Below are 22,213 nucleotides of genomic sequence, written 5' to 3'. Positions count from 1 at the left end.
AGAACGAAGATGAGAAATATAAAAATTGGACTTTATATAGTGTTGCTTACTGTGTGCAGCTCGTGCAAAAAATACCTGGATATCGTTCCCGATAATATACCAACCATAGAAAATGCATTTACGATGCGCATCAGCGCGGAGCGGTTTTTATTTACTTGCTATGCGTACATGCCACTGCAAAGTAGCCTTACGGCCAATCCGGCTTTTACAGCCGGAGATGAGTTTTGGCTGCACAACGATTATTCCACTACTGGCTATAGTATAGCCAGAGGTTTTCAAAACGTACTGGATCCCTACCTGAATTATTGGCAGGGTAGCCAGGGAGGCAAAGATTTATACCAGGGCATCAGGGATTGTAATATCTTTTTAGAGAATGTTGGTACTGTTCCCGATCTGGATGAGTATGAGCGCGACCGCTGGATAGCCGAAGCAAAGTTTTTAAAAGCCTATTACCACTTTTGGCTGATCCGGATGTACGGGCCTATTCCGCTGAAGAAAGAGAATTTGCCGGTATCTGCAGGAATAGAAGAAGTTAAAGTAAGAAGGGATAAAGTAGATGATTGCTTTAACTATGTCGTGCAGCTTTTGGATGAAGCAGCAGCACCTGAAATGCTGCCAAACAGGATAGACAATGAAGCGGCAGAATTAGGGCGGATCACCAGGCCGATTGTTTTGGCCTTGAAGGCTTATGTGCTGGTTACAGCGGCCAGCCCCTTATTTAACGGGAACTCGGATTATATAGGGTTTACTGACAATCAGGGTACTGCGTTATTCAATACCACCATCGATCAGGGCAAATGGGAAAAAGCCGCGGCAGCTTGTAAGGAAGCCATAGAGCTCTGCGAAATGAATGGCAGCAAATTGTATTATTACAGTCAAAGCGGACAGCAGTACAATGTGTCAGACACTACCAGGATCCAGCTTAACATCCGCAACAGCCTTACAGAAAAATGGAACGCAGAAATTATTTGGGGAAATCCAAACAGTACAGCCAGCACCCTACAGGTACAGGCCACTACAAGGGGGCTAGATCCCGCCAAGCGAACCAATGGAGGTGTAGCAGGAAACCTTGGGGTGCCTATTAAGGTGACGGAAGTGTTCTACTCAGACCGGGGCGTGCCTATTACAGAAGATTCAGAATGGGATTATGCCGGACGATATGAACTCAAAACTGCAGGACAAGAAGAACGTTATAATTTGAAATACGGGTATACAACGGCATCCATCAACTTCAACCGTGAGCCCAGGTATTATGCAAGTCTTGGATTTGATGGAGGCATCTGGTACGGACAGGGCAGGTTTAATGACAATGATCCCTGGTATCTTATGGCAAAAAAGGGCCAGTCGGCATCTACCATCGCCAATCATTCGCACAATGCTACAGGATTCTGGCCTAAGAAGCTGGTTTACTATACCAATGTCATAGGCGATGGGAATACGTATACCAAAATCGACTACCCTTGGCCTGTTATCCGCCTTGCGGATCTTTACCTACTGTATGCAGAGGCGCTGAATGAAACCACAGGCCCCGGAGCAGAAGTGTATAAATGGATTGACAGGGTAAGGGAAAGAGCTGGACTTCAAGGAGTGGTTACTTCATGGCAAACAGCTTCTGTAAACCCCGGAAAACCTGGTGTAAAAGATGGTATGAGAGACATTATCAGGCAAGAGCGTTTGATAGAGCTAGCTTTTGAAGGGCAGCGTTTCTGGGATCTTCGTCGCTGGAAAACAGCCATATCGGAACTCAATAAACCAATTACCGGATGGGATTTAGCGCAGGTAACCAGTGCTGGTTATTACAGGGAAAAACAAATATTTAAACAGGTGTTTACCACCAGAGATTATCTATGGCCTATACGGGAAACTGAAATGCTTGCAAATAAAAATACTGTTCAAAATCCTGGCTGGTAGTTATGGATATTAAAAATGAAATAAGATGAATATGCGTAAAATATTAAACACTGTTCTGATACTGTTGTTTGCCTTATCAGGATGTAAGCAAGAAAAAGAATATGTTAGCCTGATCGAAGACGTGGCACCGGGACAGGTTTCCAATATCAGGGTAGAGCGCCTGCCGGGTTCTGCCAAGATCTTTTATACATTACCGTCAGATGCGAGCTTGCGTTACGTAAGGGCAGAATATGAGATCAGACCAGGAGAGCTAAAAGAAGCCAAATCTTCCAACTATACCAATTACATCCTGGTAGACGGCTTCCCTAATACCGAAGAGCACGAGGTAAAACTTTACGCAGTCAGCAATGGCGAAAAGTCTTCCGCACCCGTGACTGTGAAGGTCACGCCTTTGACTCCTCCCTTACAGGAAGTATACAGTACCCTCGAGTTTAAGGAAACATTTGGTGGTGTAGTGGTGACTTTCCAAAACCAAGGAGAAGCCAGTGTAGCGGTTACGCTGTTCACGCCAAATGCTTCCGGACAAATGACGGAAGTAGATACGTATTACAGCAAGTCGAAAAACCCTAAGTTTTACTCCCGTGGTTTTGAAAACGTGAAACGGAAATTCGGAGCGGTGGTAAGAGACCGCTGGGGCAATCTGTCAGATACTGCATTTGTGGAGCTGACACCGGTTTTTGAAGAATTGATACCTAAGCCCTTTCAGACTTACAACTTACCTACCGATACTTATGAAGCACATTTAAGTGGCCATACTGTAGATAAACTTTGGGACAACATTACCGGGCCTGTAAGTGAAGTAGGCCTGCATACCAAGCCGGGAGCTGGCATGCCACAGCACTTTTCATTTGACTTAAAGGTAAAAGCAAAACTTAGCCGTTACAAACTGTTCCACAGGGGTTCTCCAAAACTTTATGCCTACAGGCTAGGTGCTCCAAGAAAATGGGAAATATGGGGGAGCAATAATCCTGATCCCCAGGGTAGCTGGACAGGGTGGGTGAAGCTGATGGATTGTGAATCTTACAAACCGTCCGGAAGTCCCGTAGGAATCAATACCGACGAGGATAATCTGTATGCCAGTACCAATGGTGAAGACTTTACCTTCCCTGATGATGCACCTGCAGTGAGGTACCTTAGGGTTAAAGTTTTGGAAACCTGGGACCTCCTTGACTATATCTATCTCTCTGAACTCACCTTCTGGGGGAAAAGGGAATAATTGCATAGGGTATATAAATACAAAAACAAGGATTTTAAACGTGATGTTATGAAACAAAATAAAAATATACTTATCCTTTCCTTTATGCTGTTGGTTGGTTTTATCATCAGCTGCAGTAAAATGGACAGTAACTATTCTGGGTTTATCAAGGATGGACCGATCAAATATACCGGAAGACCTGACTCGCTGAAGGTACACTCTGGAAATCACCGGTTGAAACTATCATGGATAATATTTGCCGATCCAAAGATCAACCGGGCATTGATCTACTGGAACAACCGTAAGGATTCTGTCAAAGTACCCATCACCAGGACAGGTGGTATCGATACAGTCAATGTGACCCTCAGTAACATGAATGAAGGTACTTATGTATTTGAAATATTTACTTTTGATGCCGACGGGAATAAATCAGTCAAGACTGAAATACTGGGAAATGTGTATGGCGAGAATTATCAAAAAACTATTTTAATCAGACCAGTCAACGTTGCTTCTGTCATAGGGCGCGACAGTGCCCGCATAGATTGGGGTGCTGTTTCATTTAAAGAAGCCATATCGTCTGAACTGAGCTACACAGATCTCATGGGTGGTGCTCATAAGCTTGATGTTTCCTCTGAGATCGCAGCCACGATACTCACCAATGTAAACGCTACTACAAGCTTTACTTACCGTACCAAATATCTTCCTTCGCCATTAGCGATAGACAGCTTTTACACTGGGTACAAAACGGTAAAGATAAAGGGCGCTCCCGTTGAAGTGGCCAAAACAGGCTGGACCATTACTGCTTCCAGTGAAGATGTGGCGGGCAATCGCAGGGCGGTAAACCTAATAGACGGCAACCTGACCAATTTATACGTTAGCCAGATCGCAGCAAGTATCAAATACCCGCATTGGGTAATTGTGGATATGAAATCGGTAGTTAATGATGTAGAAGGCTTTTATTTCTATCAGAGGAGTACCAATCCGCTAAAAACCTTGGAAATCCAGATCAGCAATAATGGTACAGACTGGGAAACACTGGGAGATTTTGTCATCGCAAATACGCCTACAGTGAATACTGGTAGTCCGCAGACTGCCAAACCTGTATATGCAGACCTGACAAGGGTAAGGTCGTTCAGGTATTTCAAACACATCTATAAGAATGACTACACAAGTACTTCTGTCAATGTAAACATACATGAAGCAGGCGTATTCATCAGATAAACCACACGGATTTGGGTTTCGTTGTCTGCGTGTGTTTTATGGAAAGCAGATCTATCTAGATCTGCTTTTTTTAAAATTATCGGTGCAATCGATTGCATATAAATTGTATATTAGTAAAAGTAAACCAATAAGTATGAACACATCACTCAAAACCATAGTGGCTTTCGCTGTATGTTTTTCGATGCTAACCATGGCAAGCGCCCAGAGAATTGCTACGCTGGAAGTTGCCCCGCAGCAGCAAAATCAATCGCTTGACATCCCTGTGAGCATTCAACTTGATAAAATCACCTATCTGCCCGATTCTGTGATCAGTTTGGTTGAAGTTAAAAACAACAAGCGGATCCCCGTAGCCTATCAAATTGAAAACAAAGGACAGCGTACCCTTTACTGGATGATGAAGCAGGATAACGGTGCTGCCACAAAGCGGATTTTCGAACTGGAAAAAGGTACTCCGCTAAAAATATCCGATCACATCAAAACTGTTACAAAAGACGGAGCATTGATTATAACTGCCAATAATAAAAACCTGCTCCAGTACAATTTTAAAACCATGTACCCGCCCAAAGGGGTTGATACCGCGTTTAGACGAAGTGGATTTATACATCCGCTCTGGACACCTCATGGACAGTCGCTCACCCGAATCAATGCACCCGATCATTACCACCATTACGGACTATGGAACCCATGGACACACGTTATGTTTGAGGGTGAGATGATAGATTTTTGGAACCTGAAGGATAAAAAAGGAACGGTTAAGTTTGCCAATTTTGTATCTGTCAGCGAAGGTGCGGTGTACGCCGATTACCAGACCCTGCATGAACACATTGCGTTTAAAAAGAACGGTGAAAAGAAGGTAGCCATCAATGAGCTGCAATCTGTCAGGATTTATCAGCCAAAAGCAGATCAGGATTATTACATTGCTGATATTACCATCCAGATGAACTGTGCCGGCGACAGTCCCGTTACACTAAAAGAATACCGCTACGGCGGACTGGGGTGGCGGGCTACTGAAAAATGGCAGGACAGCAACAGTGAGACACTCACTTCAGAAGGCAAGACACGCAAAGATGCCGATGGTACTAAAGCCCGCTGGGTGATTGTGCAGGGCAGCCTGGACAGCGACTACGGAGGTGCTGTGATGATGTCTTATCCATCCAATTACAACTATCCCGAACCGCTCAGGATCTGGCCGGAGAAGATAAATGGAAAAGGGGATGTATATGCCAATTTCTCCCCAACCAAAGACAAAGACTGGCCGCTGCTGAAAGGCCAGGACTATATCCTTAAATATCGTTTTTTGGTTTTTAATGGTAAGTTTAATAAAGAAAAGGCCGAAGCAGCATGGAAGGGCTTTGCAAATGCGCCGCAAGTGAGTGTCAAACCAATCAACAAATAATAACAGAAAACACACAATAAGATGAATCACCAAAATTTCAAACAAAAAACACTATTGCTGCTAAGCTTTCTTTTACTGGGCTTTGCTGCGCAACAGGCCCAGGCAACGGTTAAATCTAACATAAAGGGAACAAGGGTGTTGGTTTATACAAAAAATGGAAAAGGCTTTATTCACGACAACATCCCCAGTGCTGTAAAATGTATACAGACACTTGGTGCCGAAAATAAGTTTACCGTAGACGTCTCAGATGACCCTTCAGTATTTACAGAAGCAAACCTAAAGAAATATAAAATGCTGGTATTCACCAGTACCAACAATGATGTGTTTGACAATGACCAGCAGCGCTTAGAGTTCAGGAGATACCTGCAGGCCGGAGGCGGATTTGTAGGCATACATTCCGTAACGGGTACCGAAAGAAAATGGACCTGGTTCAAGCAGATGATCGGCGGAACATTTGAATGGCATGCGTCAAACCAGAAGTTCAACGTTAAAATCATTGATCCGTCTCATCCAAGCATGAAAGGCCTCCCTAAAGTATGGGAACGCAGTCTGGGCGACGAATGCTATTTTACCAAGGAAATGTATCCGGGTATTAAAGTGACCATTGCGCATGACTTGCACAGTCTGAAAAAGGATACGGCAAAAGTAGCTAAAGTAGCCGGACCGTTTAAAGACCTGTACCCGGCAGCATGGTACCAGACATTTGATGGGGGCAATGTATGGATCACTACACTGGGTCACAACAAGGAGTATTACCAGGAACCAACCTTTATGAAGCACATCCTGCAGGGCATGGATTACATTGCTTCACTGGTAGGTAAGCTTGATTATACCAAAGCCTACGCCACATCCAGGGATACAGAAGTTAAATATTAATCAGTATACACAAATTTTAACCAAATAATCATGAGTAATCTCGAAAAACCAATGTATGACCGCAGGGGATTTATGAAAACCGCTGCCAAAACAGCTGTAGTAGGAGGCATCGCATTGACGGGTTTCCCTACCATCGTTCCGGCTTCTGTATTCGGTAAAAATGCACCGAGTAATAAAATAAATATTGGACAAATAGGCTGTGGCCGTATTGCACGTACACATGACCTTGCAGAAACATTCAAAAATGACGTGGCCCGCATCATGGCCATTGCAGATGTAGACAAATCAAGGCTTATCAGCGGCAAGAAGATGATAGAAGGCTGGTATGACAAGAAAATGGGCAAGCAGGGCTATATCGATGTGCAGACCTATGATGATTATCATGCGCTTCTGGACAATAAAGACATCGATGCCGTAATGATCAGTACACCCGATCACTGGCATGCACAACCTGCTATTGAAGCCGCACTGGCCGGAAAGCACATTTACCTCCAAAAGCCAACTTCACTGACTATAGAAGAGGGTCGTCAGATGAGCGATGCAGTCCGCAAATCAGGCGTAAGGTTTCAGTTGGGCAGTCAGCAGCGCTCTGTAGATCCATGGCCACAATTTAAGCGTGCCTGCGAGCTTGTGCGCAATGGCAGGATCGGTAAACTGCATACCGTACACATCGGGCTGCCAGCAGATCCAGCAGGAGGCGATCCCAAAAATATGCCGATTCCAGAGGGATTAAACTATGATATGTGGCTGGGCTCTACGCCATATATTTATTATACGGGCGACAGAGTGCACTCACAGACCGATTTCAACTCCAGGGGCGGATGGCTGCGACTTGAGCAGTTTGGCGCCGGAATGATCACCGGCTGGGGCGTACACCACATCGACATTGCCCATTGGGGAATGAATACCGAGCTAACCGGGCCAATAGAAGTAACTGCCAAGGCTGATTTCCCTAAAGCAGGCTTGTGGAATGTACATGGCGACTACCAGGTCACTTCCAAATATGCAAATGGTGTAACCATGCTGATGGACAGCAAGAATCCCAACGGAATCAAGTTTGAGGGCACCGATGGATGGATCTTTGTATCGAGGGGTGATGTAGCGGTAACCGCCTCAGATCCTGGCGCAACTGGTGGTAAACTGAAAGCCCTGACGGTCAGTGATCCTAAAATACTGACCTCAGAAATCGCAAAGAACGAGATCCATCTGTACGAAAGTCCGGAGCAGCACCGCAACTGGCTGGAATGTATCCAGAATAAAAAAGAGACCATCAGTCCGGCCGAAGTAGCGCACCGCTCCTGCAGTGCCTGTCTGGTAGCACATGCCGCTATGAAATTTGAAGGACAAAAGCTATATTGGGACCCGAAAAAGGAAGTCTTTAAAGACAATGTAGAGGCCAATAAATTATTATCCAGACCTCAGCGTTATCCTTACGGAACCAATTATGTAAACCATAAAAAGAAGGCCTAGTATGAGATCAAAACTTGCCATATTGTCTTTAATCGCAGTTGCGGGCTGCGGCAATCCGCAAAAAGCAACAGAACAAGCTAACAACAAGATAAAACTGATTGCTTTGGATCCGGGGCATTTCCATTCCGCGCTCTTGCAGAAATCGATGTATCCTGATGTAGACTCTGTAGTGCACGTCTACGCACCCAAGGGCGAGGAACTGGAGTCGCACCTGAAACTGATAACGCAGTACAATGCCAATGCAGAAAAACCAACCGCATGGAAGGAAGAAGTGTATATTGGCGACGACTACTTCAAAAAAATGCTGGCAGACAAAGCCGGTAACGTAGTGGTTTTGGCAGGCAACAACCAAAAGAAGACAGATTATATCAAACAATCTATCGATGCCGGCCTTAATGTGCTGGCCGACAAACCCATGGTGATCAATAAGGAAGCGTTTGAAGTATTGAAGCAGGCTTTTGAAACAGCCGCCGATAAAAAGTTGCTGTTGTACGACATCATGACCGAGCGTTATGAGATCAGCACCATGCTGCAGCGCGAACTTTCCTTGATCCCGGAGATCTTTGGTAAGCTTGAAAAAGGAACACCAGAGAACCCGGCAGTGACCAAAGAAAGCATCCACCATTTCTATAAATTCGTATCCGGCAATCCCTTGAAGCGACCTGCCTGGTTTATGGACGTGAGTCAGGAAGGGGAGGGTATCGTCGATGTGACAACCCACCTGGTAGATTTGATCCAGTGGGAATGCTTCCCGGACCAGGTACTGGATTATAAAAAAGACATCCAGCTTACGTCTGCCATCCGCTCGGCTACCGATATGACATTGAGCCAGTTCAACGCCGTTACCAAGCTCAATGGCTTTCCGGACTATCTTAAAAAGGATGTGAGCAAGGACAGCATATTGAAGGTATACTCCAACGGAGAGATCAATTATGCCCTGAAAGGGGTTCATGCCAAAGTATCGGTAAAATGGGTTTATAAGGCGCCGGAAGGAACCGGTGATACCCACTACTCCATCATGCGTGGTACCAAAGCCAACCTGATCATCAAGCAGGGCGCAGCGCAGAAATACAAACCAGCTTTATATGTGGAACTGGCAGGCAAAGCAGATCCGGCATACGAGGCTGTTTTAATGGAGAAATTCAAACAGGTACAGGCAAAATTCCCGGGTGTGGAGCTCAAGAAACTGGCAAAAGGCTGGGAGGTGAGTGTTCCTGAAAAATACAAAGAAGGACATGAAGCACATTTTGCCCGCGTAACAGAGAAGTTTTTGGAATACCTGAAAAAAGGAAGCATGCCGGAATGGGAAGTGCCCAATATGATCGCCAAGTATTATACTACCACAGCAGCTTTGGAGCTCGCCAGAAAATAGTATCTTGGTAGCGACCATTTAATTTTAAACCATTAGTATGAAGAAACTATCAAATTATTTAGCAGCAGCAGTGCTGGGTTTGGGCTTGTATAGCTGTACGCAGGGCGAAAAGAAAACAACTGCCGATGTGAACGCTGCGCCCCGTGAAATATGGAGCGTGGAAAAAGCCAATGACTGGTACAAACAGTGGGGCTGGTTGCGGGGGAGTGATTTTATCCCAAGTACAGCCATCAACCAATTGGAGATGTGGCAGGAAGATACTTTCGATACCGCTACCATCAACAGAGAGCTTGGCTGGGCAGAGAAAATTGGTATGAACTCTATGCGGGTATACCTGCACCACAAGGCATGGCAACAAGATCCGGAAGGATTTAAAGGCCGTGTAGGCAAGTACCTGGACATTGCAGACAGCCACAAGATCTCTACTTTGTTTGTGATCTTTGACGACTGCTGGAATCCTACTTATAAAATTGGCAAGCAGCCTGAACCAAAACCGGGGATACACAATTCAGGATGGTTGAGAGATCCGGGAGATCTGCTGCACCAGGATTCTACCCTTACAGATACACTGGAAACTTATGTAAAGGATATCCTCAATACTTTCAGAGATGACAAGCGGATTGTACTTTGGGATTTGTATAACGAACCGGGCAATTCAGGCTATGGCAACAAGAGCATGCCGCTGGTACAAAAAGTATTTACCTGGGCCAGACAAGTCAATCCTAGTCAGCCGCTTTCTATAGGCGTATGGAAAAAAGACCTGACAGAGTTGAATAAATACCAGGTAGAAAACTCAGACGTAACTACTTACCACAATTATGGTGATCCCGCAGATCATAAGAAATGGATAGATTCACTCAGAAGTGTGTCCAAGCGTCCGCTGATCTGTACCGAATATATGGCCAGAAGCAGGAACAGCTTGTTCAGCAACATCATGCCGATTTTAAAGGCAGAAAATATCGGTGCGTACAACTGGGGGCTGGTAGCGGGTAAAACCAATACCAAATATGCCTGGGATACCCCGCTGCCTGATGGAAGTGAGCCTAAATTATGGTTTCATGATATCTTCAGGCCTGACGGATCAGTTTACAGACAGGCAGAGGTAGATTCTATTAAGATGCTTACAGGCGTAAAATAGCCTTTACTACACCGCTATACGGTTTAGCAAGATCAGCAAACTGATCTTTAACCTCATTGAAGTCCAACTTGTGGGTGATATAATCCGCAGGTTGGACTCTTTTGCTTTTTATACAATCTATCACATGGGCAAAATCAGCAGGCAGCGCATTGCGGCTGCTCATCAGGGAGGCCTCCCGTTTATGAAACTCAGGGTGACTGAAGCTGATCTCCTGCTTTTGCAAGCCGACCATCACAAAACGGGCACCATGAGCCATGTATTGGAAGGCGTTGTTGATGGCCTTCAGGTTGCCTGAGCAGTCCATCACTACCGTAGGCATGTCGCCATTGGTGATGTATTTCAACTGCTCCAATACATTTTCTTCAGCAGCATTGATTACATGGGTGATGCCCAGTTTATCCCTGCAGAACTCCAATCTTTTTCCGTTTACATCCAGCGCAATTACTTCTGCTCCGGCAATCTTAGCAAAGTCCATCGTTCCCAGGCCGATCGGGCCTGCGCCAATTACCAATACAAATTCACCTGGCTTAATATCAGCCCTGCGTACCGCATGAGCCCCAATGGCCAGGGGTTCTACTAAAACCAGCTCATCGGCAGTTAAGCCTTTGCCCGAAACGAGTGAATAATCCGGAACCAGCAAATATTCGCACATTGCCCCATCTATGTGCACCCCGCAGACCTGCATGCTTTCGCAGCAATTCGTTTTTCCGTTAAGGCAGGCGATGCAGTGGCCGCAATAGAAATACGGACTGATGGTCACCATGTCGCCCTTGTTAAAGCCATTTTCTGCAGTCTCCGCTATTTCAGCAGCAATTTCATGGCCCAATATCCGCGGGTAATTAAAAAAAGGCTGGGTGCCCTCAAAAGCGTGGTAGTCAGTGCCGCAGATTCCCACGCTTTTAACCTTTAACAGTGTAAAGCCTTCTTTTATAGCAGGAACATCTTTTTCTATGTATTTAAATTCACCAGGAGTGGTACAGATCAGTGCTTTCATCAGGATAAAAGTAGGATAAAGCAGGTTGATAAACGCTACTGCTTTATCCTGCTATTAAGTTTTATTAACATCATTATGATCTTATGCTGATTTTTGCGTATATTTTCTTAAATAGCAGTATGAAACCGCTACATCTCAAGATAGCCAACAGTGCCGACCAGTCCTTCAGTGTCAGGAAGGATATGATCCCTAATATCAACAACAGGTGGCATTACCATACTGAGATAGAACTGATCTGTTTTCATAAAGGCAGCGGGACGCAATTTGTAGGAGATAACATCAAAAGATTTGCTCCGGGGGACATTGTATTGGTCGGCCGCGATTTGCCCCATTACTGGCGGTATGATGCCGCCTATCTGGCTGATGAAAGCTCTCTGGAACCCTATTCCACTGTGATCCATTTCTTTGACAACTTTCTGGGAGAGCGGTTTTTATTCCTTCCAGAGTTTAAATCAGTACGCAATATTCTCGAAAAAGCAAAGCGGGGAATTCTGATAAGGGGCCAGCATGCGGTAGGTATCGCTACCCGGATAGAGCAGATTTATCAGCATAGCGGATCAGCAAAGATCATAGCACTGCTGGAGTGCCTGGTGAGCATTTCTGCCTTGCCGCAGGTCGCCCTGCTCTCCTCCATTGGCTTCAAACATGATTTTAAAGAGATAGAAAGTGAGCGGATGAACAACATCTACAATTTTGCGCTGAACAATTTTAAGCGGAAGATCCAGTTGGAGGAAATTTCTGAAGTGGCAGATCTGGTGCCCAATTCTTTTTGCCGTTACTTTAAAACACGGACAGGCAAGACCTTTTCACGGTTTCTGATAGACATCAGGATCGGCTATGCCTGCAAGCTCATTCTGGAAAATAAGCTCGACATCAAGCAGGTCTGTTATGAATCTGGCTACAACAACTTTACCTGTTTTCATAAGAACTTCAAACTGATTACCGGAAAAACACCAAAGCTGTACCAGGAGAGCCATATGATCCGTTGAGTATTTAAGATATTAACCTTAAAATATCCAATTTTCAGATCAAATGTTAAAATAGCTTATAAGGTGGTTAATACCTTAAGGGCTTGCACCTGTAAATCCCATTTCTTTGAATGAACCATTTGAAACCTTGTTATGAAAAGAAGAGCATTATTAAAAGGACTGGCAACAGTAATTCCAGCATTCGCAATTTCCAGTAAATTGTCAGCATCCACCTGGCTACTGGATCCCGATGGTGCTGCGGAATTTGCCAGACCACCTTTTTCGCCTACCTGGGAATCATTGAAAAGCTACCAGGTGCCAGACTGGTATAAAGATGCAAAGTTTGGTATCTGGGCACATTGGGGGCCACAGTGTCAGCCAGAGCGCGGCGATTGGTATGCCCGTGGCATGTATGAAGAAGGGAGTGACCAGTATAAATATCATGTGGAGAAATATGGCCATCCCTCCAAGTTTGGTTTTAAAGATGTGATCAATGAATGGAAGGCCGAGAAATGGGATCCGGAGTATCTGGTAGGCCTTTATAAAAATGCTGGTGCCCAGTATTTTGTGGCCCTGGCCAATCACCATGACAACCTGGATCTGTACAATAGCAAGCACCAGGCCTGGAACTCTGTCAATATGGGCCCAAAGAAAGACATTGTAGGCGGATGGGCGAAAGCAGCAAAAAAACATAAAATACAATTTGGCGTGAGTGTACATGCGGCCCATGCCTGGAGCTGGTACGAAACGGCTCAGCGTGCGGATAAAAGCGGGCCTATGGCCGGTGTACCCTACGACGGTAAGCTTACTAAAGCAGACGGTCAGGGCAAATGGTGGGATGGCCAGGATCCTCAGGAATTATATGCACAAAACCATCCTTTAAGCGAACGCAGTGAAAACAACGGAACCATACATAGTCAGTGGAACTGGGGAGGTGGGGTAGCTAAACCGACTGAAGAACACATAGAGAAATTTTACCAGCGCACGATAGACCTGATTGATCAGTATGATCCCCAATTGGTTTACTTTGATGATACTGCCTTACCATTCTGGCCCATCAGCGATGCAGGCTTGCGTATTGCTGCGCATTTGTATAATAAAAGCGTTAAAAAGCATGGTAAGCTCAAGGCCGTAATTAACGGAAAGATACTGGACAAGGAGCAGCGTCAGTGTATGGTATGGGATATCGAACGGGGGCAGAGCAACGAAATAGAACCTTATACCTGGCAGACAGATACCTGTATAGGCTCCTGGCATTACGACCGTCGTATTTACGACAACCATCACTATAAAAGTGCGAAAACCGTAATCCATACCCTTGCCGATGTGGTGAGTAAGAATGGTAACCTGTTGCTGAATGTGCCTTTGCGCGGCGACGGTACGATGGACAGTGACGAGCTAAAGGTGGTGACGGAGATTGGCGAATGGATGAAGGTCAACAAAGAAGCAATCATTGGCACGAGGCCCTGGAAGAAATTTGGTGAAGGTCCGGCCATAGAAAATGCAGCGCCCTTAAGCGCCCAGGGATTCAATGAAGGCAAAGGCAAGCCCTTTGGCGCACAGGATATCCGGTTTACTACGAAAGGGAAGTTACTGTATGCCATACCTATGGGATGGCCTGAGGACGGTGAGCTGGTTATAAAAAGTCTTGGTTCAGACAATCCTGCTTTGGCAAGGGTGAATAGCATCACTATGTTGGGCCATGGCGCAATTAAGGACTTTACTAGAGATGCGGAAGGGCTGAAGATCAAGTTGCCAGTTGGCAAACCAGCGCTGTCGTATGCGTATGTGCTGAAGATTAGTTAATATACTTCGTTAAATTTAATACGCTATATATGCTTTGTTCTGATTCTTTAGAGCAAAGCATATTCATTTTTTATCCCGAAAAATTCCCTTCTAATTGAATGCATTGTATGGCGCAATTTAAATACTGCGCTTTCTATCCGTATGTGCATTTTCTGGCAGATATTCCTGCCTTCAATACTTTTTTCAATTATTTCTTGGGTTCACACCGGCTGTACCGGGCTGTTTTAGCTTAGTCTGTATCTAATTAGCCCTCCATCTATGACCATAAGTGGTGCGGGCTGATGGATGAATTAACAGAATCCCTAATCTAAAATGGCATCCATGAAAAACCTCAGTCCAACTTAATACGGCAACTGCATTTGGAATAGTCGGCTATGGCTAGCCGGCTTTAAATCATAAACATAATATTAATCAATTCAATTATGAAAGAGAAATTTTACCTCATAGGCATCCTTATGGTTGTAGGGATGAGTATAGAAAGTAAGGCACAGCTTAGCTATAACAAGAGAGCACTCGGCTCTATAGGCAATGCGCCAAAAACAGGAGATTTTTTGAACTCCGCTAGTCTGGACAATGTGGACATGACTACAGGGACACTTAAGATAGGAATCCCATTATATGAAATAAAAGTAAACGATATCGTCGTACCCATAACATTAAATTATAGTGCGACGGGATTGAAGGTAGGACAGGAAGCCAGCGCTGTTGGTATGGGCTGGGAACTTAGTGCCGGTGGAAAGATCGTTAGGAATATTCAGGGCAAGGATGATTTAGGTTCAGAAGGTATACTATTATATCCCCTGCCAAATGTGGCTAACTTAGATCCTCACTCCAACTCAACTCATAGATCGGTGATAGGCGAGATACTTGATGGGAAGAAAGATAGTGGCTGGGATACTTACAACTATTCTTTGCCAAATGGGATGGGAGGCACGTATGTCAAAAATGGATTGACCTTTCCATATGATCCGCTTATTACGATAGTACATCCAGGTTTAATTAAAACGACAGATGGATTGCAATATAATTTTACTACCGGTGAACACAAAAAAACGACAAGAAGGATTGATTTCATGAGAAATACTGCCACTCCTACAAGGGTAACTCTGGGACAGGAATGGAATCAAGAACCGGGTGTAGAGTCAAGAGATTGGGATCTTTCAACCATTGTATCTTCGAAATTTAAAGATACGGTCTTCTTCGCCTACGAAACCATGGGATCTCAAAATCCGAAACTTGTACCTAAAACCCGAATTAGTACAACGGAGTCATTGCCTCTTTATCGTGAGACAAGGGCGGCCAGTCCCGTGCATGGGGGTATGACACCTCATACTGATGACCAGTTTTACCTGATACAAGATCCTATGATATCACAGTCAAAGGTAGAAACATTAATGCACACTCGATTGAGTACTATTAATTTTCCCAATGGCAGTGTCATATTTGAATATCAGTCAGCAGACATTGCCGGTCAGGACGTACTCACCAGTATCCGTATTAATCAAAAGATAAATGGGGTAACAACCCTTATAAAGAGATATGGATTTGAGTATGACGTAGCAGATCAGAACTACGGACATTATCTATTAGCAGTGCATGTTTATGATAAGACCGATACATGGCAGTCAGCATGGGATTTCACCTACGAAGGCAAACTGCCCGTTGTTGCTAATACTGGAAGTAAAGCACAAGACAGGTGGGGATTTTACAATGGACAAACCGGAAACTTAACAATGTTAGATAATCCTGATGGTGTTTTAGCTTTAAGGACACGTGCTCATTACCCAATTACTAATACTCCATATACATCGTCTAAATCGATCAGGTATTCCCGTCCTGACGCATTGGGGCATTATGGATTACATAGTGCGGTTGTTGATCCAATTACAGGTGTCATCATATGTACCATACCCTTCGCCGATAGGAGCTATAGTTTTGCCAACGCGGTTAAAGGGACATTAAAAAAAGTCATAACACCTACCGGTGGATTGTATGAGTACGAGTATGAACCTCATCAAATGTATTTTATAGAAAGACCAGACCTCTCTTCAAATATAGCACGAATAGAGTCGGGTGGCGGTATCCGGATTAAATCAATTACCAAAAAACTTGATCATGATGATCTGTATTCAGGACTCACTGATATTGAGAAAAATTTTAAAAAGAAGTATGTCTATGGCATGGGTACTTATGCGACACCCGGATCAGTTGCAGAAACAAACGGTTATGGGATGGTTACTACTCCGGGTGTAGTACTACGGAACCAATCTATGTATTATAATGGACTTGCCGGTAATCCGGTAGGAAGGAATAATATCATGCTTTTGTCGCATCCAGTTAATAATTTGGTCCAGCATGGTGGCAGTTACGGAGCCTATCAATCAGTAACGGAATTTTTGATGAAGGACGCCCTTAGTGATAGTTATGGAAAAACTGTATACTACAGTAACTTGCTATCACCAGGAGACGCGCCTGACGCTAAATGGGACCCTTTCGGTGCAACCTTAGAAAATCCCGGTCTTCCATTCATGGAAATTACACCTGGAGTAAGCAGGGACTTTGGGGTTGGTGTGGCCGGTATCAAGAAATATCTCTATACAGCCCCTTATTATAATACCGTCGAAGATACCAAATATACCTTCAAATCATTTGATGCACCGCAAAACAGTACGAATAAGCTGGTGAATTTTTACGGCACGCTTACCGGACAAATGTCCGGGCCATATCACATTTCAGGCGGAACTACGCTTAGAGATAATCCGTATGGTGAAAACAGAGGTGGTACGATCATTTATCTTTATAACCAGATGAATGACACTGGCAATGGGCGCATGGATTACATCACGGGCACAAATGTTGTGTTTGATGATCTGACTGAAAACTATAACGGAAAATATCATACTGTTCTTTTGGATCTGAATACATTGTCAAATGTTGTAAAAAAGGAAACCGAGCAGCACAAAGTCTATGATGATTATGCCTATTCCTCTATAACAAACGATACTAAATTCTACTATGATAATTTAGCCCACTTATTGCCTAGCCGGATTACGACTAAAAATACGAAAGGTGATTCTACGATCACGAGGTTAAAGTATGCTCAGGACTATTCAGGATCTCTCAATGCAGCTATTGATTTTATGAAATCAGATAAAATAGGCCTGGATGAAGTGGTGGAGCAATTTTCTACATTCAAGTTGGGTTCAACAGAGTATGTTCGCGATGGTCTTGTGAATACATTTAAAGTGCAGTTTGGTTCATTGTTGAATGACAAGACCTATAAAATGAAAGTGGGGAGTAATCCAACTTATGCTGGCAACTATTTTAGTGTCGGCTCGCATTTGAATACCAGTTTATTTACTCCGGAAGTTTCTTATGAGTATTATAACAAGGGGCAAGTCCACCAGTACAAGGATTTAGGAGGCCCTGGTAATGTGGTGTTTTGGGGTTACAAAAATCAATATCCGGTTGCTAAGGTGAATAACGCAGAATTAGTCGACGGTTACCAAAGCGCTTACCTTAGTGCAGAGGTTGCCTATAGCAGTTTTGAACATTCCGATGTCAGCAACTGGACCTATTCGGGTACGCCTATCGCCGATGCAAGTAGTCCGTCTGGCAAGCTTGCTTACTCTTTATCAAGCGGTGCGATCACGAAGAGTACTTATACTCCTTCAACAAAAAAATATGTAATCTCTTATTGGTATAAATCCGGAGCATCCGTTAGCGTTACAGGAGGTACAGTAGGGGCTGCCGTAATTAAAAAAACCTATGGAAGCTGGACCTTGGCCGAAAGGGAAATCACAAGCGCATCCGGCACTATCACTGTGTCAGGTAGCGGTTCGATTGATGAATTGCGTTTTCATCCGGCGGATGCCCAGATGACAACTTATGTGTATGATCCATTGGTAGGAATTACGTGCACAATAGATAGCAAAGGCGGCGCCCAATATTATGAATACGATAATTCTCAGCGGCTTAAAAACGTGAAAGATCAGCAGGGAAATATTGTGAAAAGCTACCAGTATATTATGGGAGCACTTAATTAATAAGACCATGAAAGCATTAAAATATAAAGTTGTAAAGCTGTTGCTGATGGCAACGGTTTTACCTTCAGCTTATACCCGCTTGGCTGCACAGCAAAATAATACGGTATTGAATCCCTATATGAATGCCATTGTTACCTACAATGTTCGGGTGCCAGGAATTACCAATCCTGCAACGACCACGCACCTGGCCAGTCAGGTCAACGTCGATGTCCAAACACTGGATCATTTTGGCAGGCTGGTAGAAACACAAAGTATTAAAGCAACACCAGGTTTTAACGACCTGGTCCAGTTGATCAGGTATGATGGGATGGGGCGGCAAGTGAAAAGCTACCTTCCGTATGTACAAACTGCGGGCGGCCAAAACTTCTACGGGATGGGTAGTATAAGCCCGGTATCTTCCTATTACACAGGGCCAAGCCGGACACCTTCCATTTCCCATAATTCGTCTGCCTTTAGCCAGACAGTATTTGACAATTCTCCATTAGGCAGGGTATTGGAAACAGGCGCTCCCGGAACTAATTTCGCTATTGGATCAGGCCATACTGCCAGAACCAGGGTAGTTATAGGTGGTGGAGACGTTGCCAAATATACAGTAGCGATCAATTCTTCCACAAATTCTAGAAAACTAGTACGCACCGGCGGTACTAATTATGGGACTTATGATGTATTTATTCAATTGGTACAGAATGAAAATGTTGTTGGGGTAGATGGAGCAGTGTATGAGTACAAAAACAACGAAGGCCAGGTCATCCTAAAACGCCAGTATAACAATGTAGGCGGCAGTACACAAACGCTATCCACTTATTATGTATATGATGAAACGGGTAATCTGTGTTTTGTGCTTCCACCAAAAGCAGAACCAGATGCGAGTGGTGTACCAAGTCAAACAGTTTTGGACAATTTATGCTATCAGTACCATTACGATGACAGGCAGCGCATGATTGCAAAGAAAGTTCCGGGCAAGGGCTGGGAATACATGGTTTACAATAAACTAAACCAGGTGGTAATGAGCCAGGATAGTCTTCAGCGGATGAAAACTCCCTATCAACAGTGGAATGTCATCAAGTATGATGCCTCAGGCAGGACGGTGATCACTGGGATCTTTAGCAGTACCCATGTACCTGGTGGAAATAACAGAAGTACCATACAGAGCAGTGTTGACGGACAAAGCGGAGAGTGGGAGAGCAGGATCACCACAGGTAATGGATACACCAATGTTTCATATCCAACCAGCTGGGGGACTACTTTGAGCATAAGTTACTATGATGACTATAACTTTCCTGGTGGCAATCCTTACCCATACGCTGGTTCAGATGCCAGTGGTATGACCAGAGGGCAGCTAACAGGTAGTAAAACGGCAGTGGTTGGAACAGTTTCAGATATGCTCTGGGGTGTTAATTACTATGATGCGGACGGCAGGGTAGTGCGCAGCTTTAAGCAGCACTACAAAGGTGGGTCGGTGATTGCAAGTAATTACGACGAGGTAAGCAATACCTATGATTTCACTGGTGCTGTGCTTACCAGTAACAGGAGTCATAAAGTAGGCGGAACGGAGACCCTTAAATCTTTGACCGAGTATACCTATGATCAGCGTGGCCGCAAAATAGATACCTGGCAAACAATGAATACCGGCACAAGGACCTTACTTTCTAGATTGGAATATGATGATCTTGGCCAGCCTTATAAAAAGAAGCTGCACTCTACCAACAGCGGTTCTACATTTCTTCAGACTGTCACTTATGCCTACAACGAGCGTGGCTGGCTAAGGACAGCAAGCGCACCACTGCTGAGCTTCGAACTGCGGTATGATGTTCCTACAAGGGGAGGTGTAAGTCAGTACAATGGTAACATTTCAGAATTTGAGTACACCGCGCCTACCAGTGGGAATAAATGGTTTACTTATGGTTATGATAACATTAACCGTTTGCTGCAAAGTACTTACAGCACCGCCAGTGAGCTAAATGAAACCCTTGTTTATGACAAGAATGGTAACATTACTTCATTACAGCGCGGTCTTTCCAGCAGTACACCAATCAGCTATACCTATGCGAGCAGCGGAAACAGCAACCAGCTGAGCAGTGTTTCAGGATTATTGGCGGGAAGTTTCGCTTACGATGAAAATGGTAATGCCAAGACAGATGGGATGAGAAGCGTAGGCATGACTTATAATCATTTGAATCTGCCAGCTACTGTAACCGGAGGTATTGGTGCAACTTATACTTATGATGCAGGCGGCAACAAGTTAAAGTCCGTTCAGGGTTCACTTACAATGGAATATATCAGCGGGGTACATTATAAAAATAATGTACTTGATTTTATGTCGACAGATGAAGGCCGTGCGGTTAGAAATAGTGGCACAGGGGTTTATAAATACGAGTACAGCCTTAAAGATCACCTTGGCAATACAAGGGTATCGTTCGATGACAATGCAGGTACAGCAAGGCTGATCCAGGAAGATGAGTTTTATGCATTTGGATTAAGCAGGGCAAAATTTGTATCTGGTGATAAAAACAATTATCTTTATAATGGCAAGGAGTTGCAAACGGCGTTAGCTGATGTTTATGATTACGGGGCAAGGTTCTACGATCCGGTGATTGGAAGGTGGAATGTGGTGGATCCGTTAGCGGAGAAAGGAAGAAGATGGTCGCCATACACTTACGCATTTAATAATCCGATTAGCTTTGTGGACCCTGATGGTATGTGGCCATGGCCACCAAGCTCGTACTTTTCTGCTTTGTATCAAGAAGCGAAATACAAAGTAAAGTCCGTTTTTGGATTGAAAACCTATGCAGATGGAATGATGGATAAGGCAGCTAATCAGGTTCACAAAGAAGATCCGGATTATGTAAAAAATGTTCCCAAAAGAATTCGAGACATCAATGACAAGCTAAATGATCAAAAAGCAGATGTAAAAGCTGCCGGAGGTATACTAGAGTTCGGTTCAACAGCACAGGCTGCAATGGGGCTCGCTATGGGCGGAGTTGAGGGAACGTTGGGAGGACTTCCAAAAATAGCAGCAACCCAAACATTAGTTGGAGAAAGTAGTAGTATTTTAAATTTTACTGCCAAACAATTACAGGCTAAATTTAAACATGCTGAAGATTTTGGAGTGATAGGAAATTATAATAAGGTTAACGCTGGGAAATTTAGTTCAGAGATAAATAAACATATTAATGCATCAGGAACCACAATGATTCAAGGTACGTACAGGAATGCTGAAAATCCAGTTACATTTTACTTAAATGCTGAAACAGGATTAAATGTAATTGCTTCTCCTTCAGGGAAATTTATAAGTGGTGCTACATTAAGTCCCACTCAAACTAACGGAATTTTAACAAAACAATTCTTATGGTAGATCAACAAAAATATTTAGACGGAATCCATTTACAAAAGTACCTTAATCTCATTTTGTTATTTGTTTCCAAGGAAATAACAACTGAATTTTTTGAAAAGAACTTTCTTGCTACTAGAAGAAATGATCCATATTGGATGTCAGGTTCTTTTGAAAATTCAATTAGCCAAATTCTTGACACCTTTTTCCTTGATGTAGACGATTACGTTCCTGATGAGTTACGTGATGGGACTAACAAATTAAATATTAATGAAAAGGAGTTGCTTAAAAGAGCAAAATGTACTTTAGATAAATTACAAAATCAAATAAATATCTAATGATAATTAGCTAATTTAAATTTTCCTAGAATTTAAATATATCTTAAGTCTTTGTATTTTTTAGTTGTCCATACAGCACTCCCTGTTGTTAGGACAAGATTCTTACAATATTAATTATTATTGTTGTTCGAGGTATTGAATGTGGGAAACT

General features: G+C 43.8%; 14 protein-coding genes. 13 read left to right on the top strand and 1 reads right to left on the bottom strand.

Translation table 11 applies throughout. The annotated features are described in order from the left end of the window. The first annotated feature begins 9 nt into the window (after nucleotides 1–9). The 8 genes from EZ437_RS16275 (at nucleotide 10) to EZ437_RS16240 (ending at nucleotide 10,579) form a co-directional block, all read left to right on the top strand. Nucleotides 10–1,911: a RagB/SusD family nutrient uptake outer membrane protein gene (locus tag EZ437_RS16275; protein WP_131597133.1), complete on the top strand. Its 1,902-nt coding sequence runs from the start codon at nucleotides 10–12 to the stop codon at nucleotides 1,909–1,911. 31 nt (nucleotides 1,912–1,942) lie between these two features. Beyond that, nucleotides 1,943–3,127: a DUF5000 domain-containing lipoprotein gene (locus EZ437_RS16270; protein WP_165500443.1), complete on the top strand. Its 1,185-nt coding sequence runs from the start codon at nucleotides 1,943–1,945 to the stop codon at nucleotides 3,125–3,127. Nucleotides 3,128–3,175: 48 nt separating this feature from the next. Then, nucleotides 3,176–4,327: a DUF4998 domain-containing protein gene (locus EZ437_RS16265; RefSeq protein ID WP_131597131.1), complete on the top strand. Its 1,152-nt coding sequence runs from the start codon at nucleotides 3,176–3,178 to the stop codon at nucleotides 4,325–4,327. 133 nt (nucleotides 4,328–4,460) lie between these two features. Next, on the top strand, nucleotides 4,461–5,723 hold the full coding sequence (locus tag EZ437_RS16260; RefSeq protein ID WP_131597130.1) for a DUF6807 domain-containing protein: 1,263 nt from the start codon (nucleotides 4,461–4,463) through the stop codon (nucleotides 5,721–5,723). Between the two features lie 21 nt (nucleotides 5,724–5,744). Continuing rightward, nucleotides 5,745–6,599 (top strand): ThuA domain-containing protein, encoded by an 855-nt coding sequence (locus EZ437_RS16255; protein ID WP_131597129.1) that lies wholly within the window; start codon nucleotides 5,745–5,747, stop codon nucleotides 6,597–6,599. Between the two features lie 30 nt (nucleotides 6,600–6,629). Next, the gene (locus EZ437_RS16250) at nucleotides 6,630–8,069 is read left to right on the top strand and encodes a Gfo/Idh/MocA family protein (protein WP_131597128.1); all 1,440 of its coding nucleotides are present in this window, start codon (nucleotides 6,630–6,632) and stop codon (nucleotides 8,067–8,069) included. Between the two features lies 1 nt (nucleotide 8,070). After that, on the top strand, nucleotides 8,071–9,441 hold the full coding sequence (locus EZ437_RS16245) for a putative oxidoreductase C-terminal domain-containing protein (protein ID WP_131597127.1): 1,371 nt from the start codon (nucleotides 8,071–8,073) through the stop codon (nucleotides 9,439–9,441). A gap of 37 nt (nucleotides 9,442–9,478) precedes the next feature. Next, entirely contained in the window at nucleotides 9,479–10,579 is a 1,101-nt protein-coding gene (locus EZ437_RS16240; protein ID WP_131597126.1) for a glycoside hydrolase family 2 TIM barrel-domain containing protein, read from the top strand. On the opposite strand, the gene EZ437_RS16235 is transcribed toward EZ437_RS16240, so the two are convergent. After that, nucleotides 10,563–11,573, bottom strand: a complete 1,011-nt coding sequence (locus tag EZ437_RS16235) for a zinc-binding alcohol dehydrogenase family protein (RefSeq protein WP_131597125.1) — start codon at nucleotides 11,571–11,573, stop codon at nucleotides 10,563–10,565. The two genes, EZ437_RS16240 and EZ437_RS16235, sit on opposite strands and share 17 nt — an antisense overlap. 119 nt (nucleotides 11,574–11,692) lie before the next feature. Here EZ437_RS16235 and EZ437_RS16230 point away from each other — a divergent pair, with 119 nt between their 5' ends. From EZ437_RS16230 to EZ437_RS16210, 5 genes are all read left to right on the top strand, one after another. After that, complete coding sequence (locus EZ437_RS16230; RefSeq protein WP_131597124.1) at nucleotides 11,693–12,562, top strand: AraC family transcriptional regulator; 870 nt, start codon at nucleotides 11,693–11,695, stop codon at nucleotides 12,560–12,562. Between the two features lie 132 nt (nucleotides 12,563–12,694). Beyond that, on the top strand, nucleotides 12,695–14,347 hold the full coding sequence (locus EZ437_RS16225; RefSeq protein WP_131597123.1) for an alpha-L-fucosidase: 1,653 nt from the start codon (nucleotides 12,695–12,697) through the stop codon (nucleotides 14,345–14,347). A 422-nt stretch (nucleotides 14,348–14,769) separates the two neighbouring features. Next, nucleotides 14,770–18,393, top strand: coding sequence for an RHS repeat domain-containing protein (locus tag EZ437_RS16220; RefSeq protein WP_131597122.1), 3,624 nt, complete (start codon nucleotides 14,770–14,772; stop codon nucleotides 18,391–18,393). Nucleotides 18,394–18,400: 7 nt separating this feature from the next. Then, nucleotides 18,401–21,748 (top strand): DUF6443 domain-containing protein, encoded by a 3,348-nt coding sequence (locus tag EZ437_RS16215; protein WP_131597121.1) that lies wholly within the window; start codon nucleotides 18,401–18,403, stop codon nucleotides 21,746–21,748. Next, a complete protein-coding gene (locus EZ437_RS16210; RefSeq protein WP_131597120.1) occupies nucleotides 21,742–22,062 on the top strand; it encodes a colicin immunity domain-containing protein in 321 nt (106 codons plus the stop codon). Before EZ437_RS16215 ends, EZ437_RS16210 begins: the two co-directional genes overlap by 7 nt. Nucleotides 22,063–22,213 lie beyond the last annotated feature (151 nt).

The sequence above is a fragment of the Pedobacter psychroterrae genome (assembly GCF_004331695.1).
Classification (GTDB): Bacteria; Bacteroidota; Bacteroidia; order Sphingobacteriales; family Sphingobacteriaceae; genus Pedobacter; species Pedobacter psychroterrae.
This window is presented reverse-complemented; position numbering and strand designations above follow the sequence as displayed.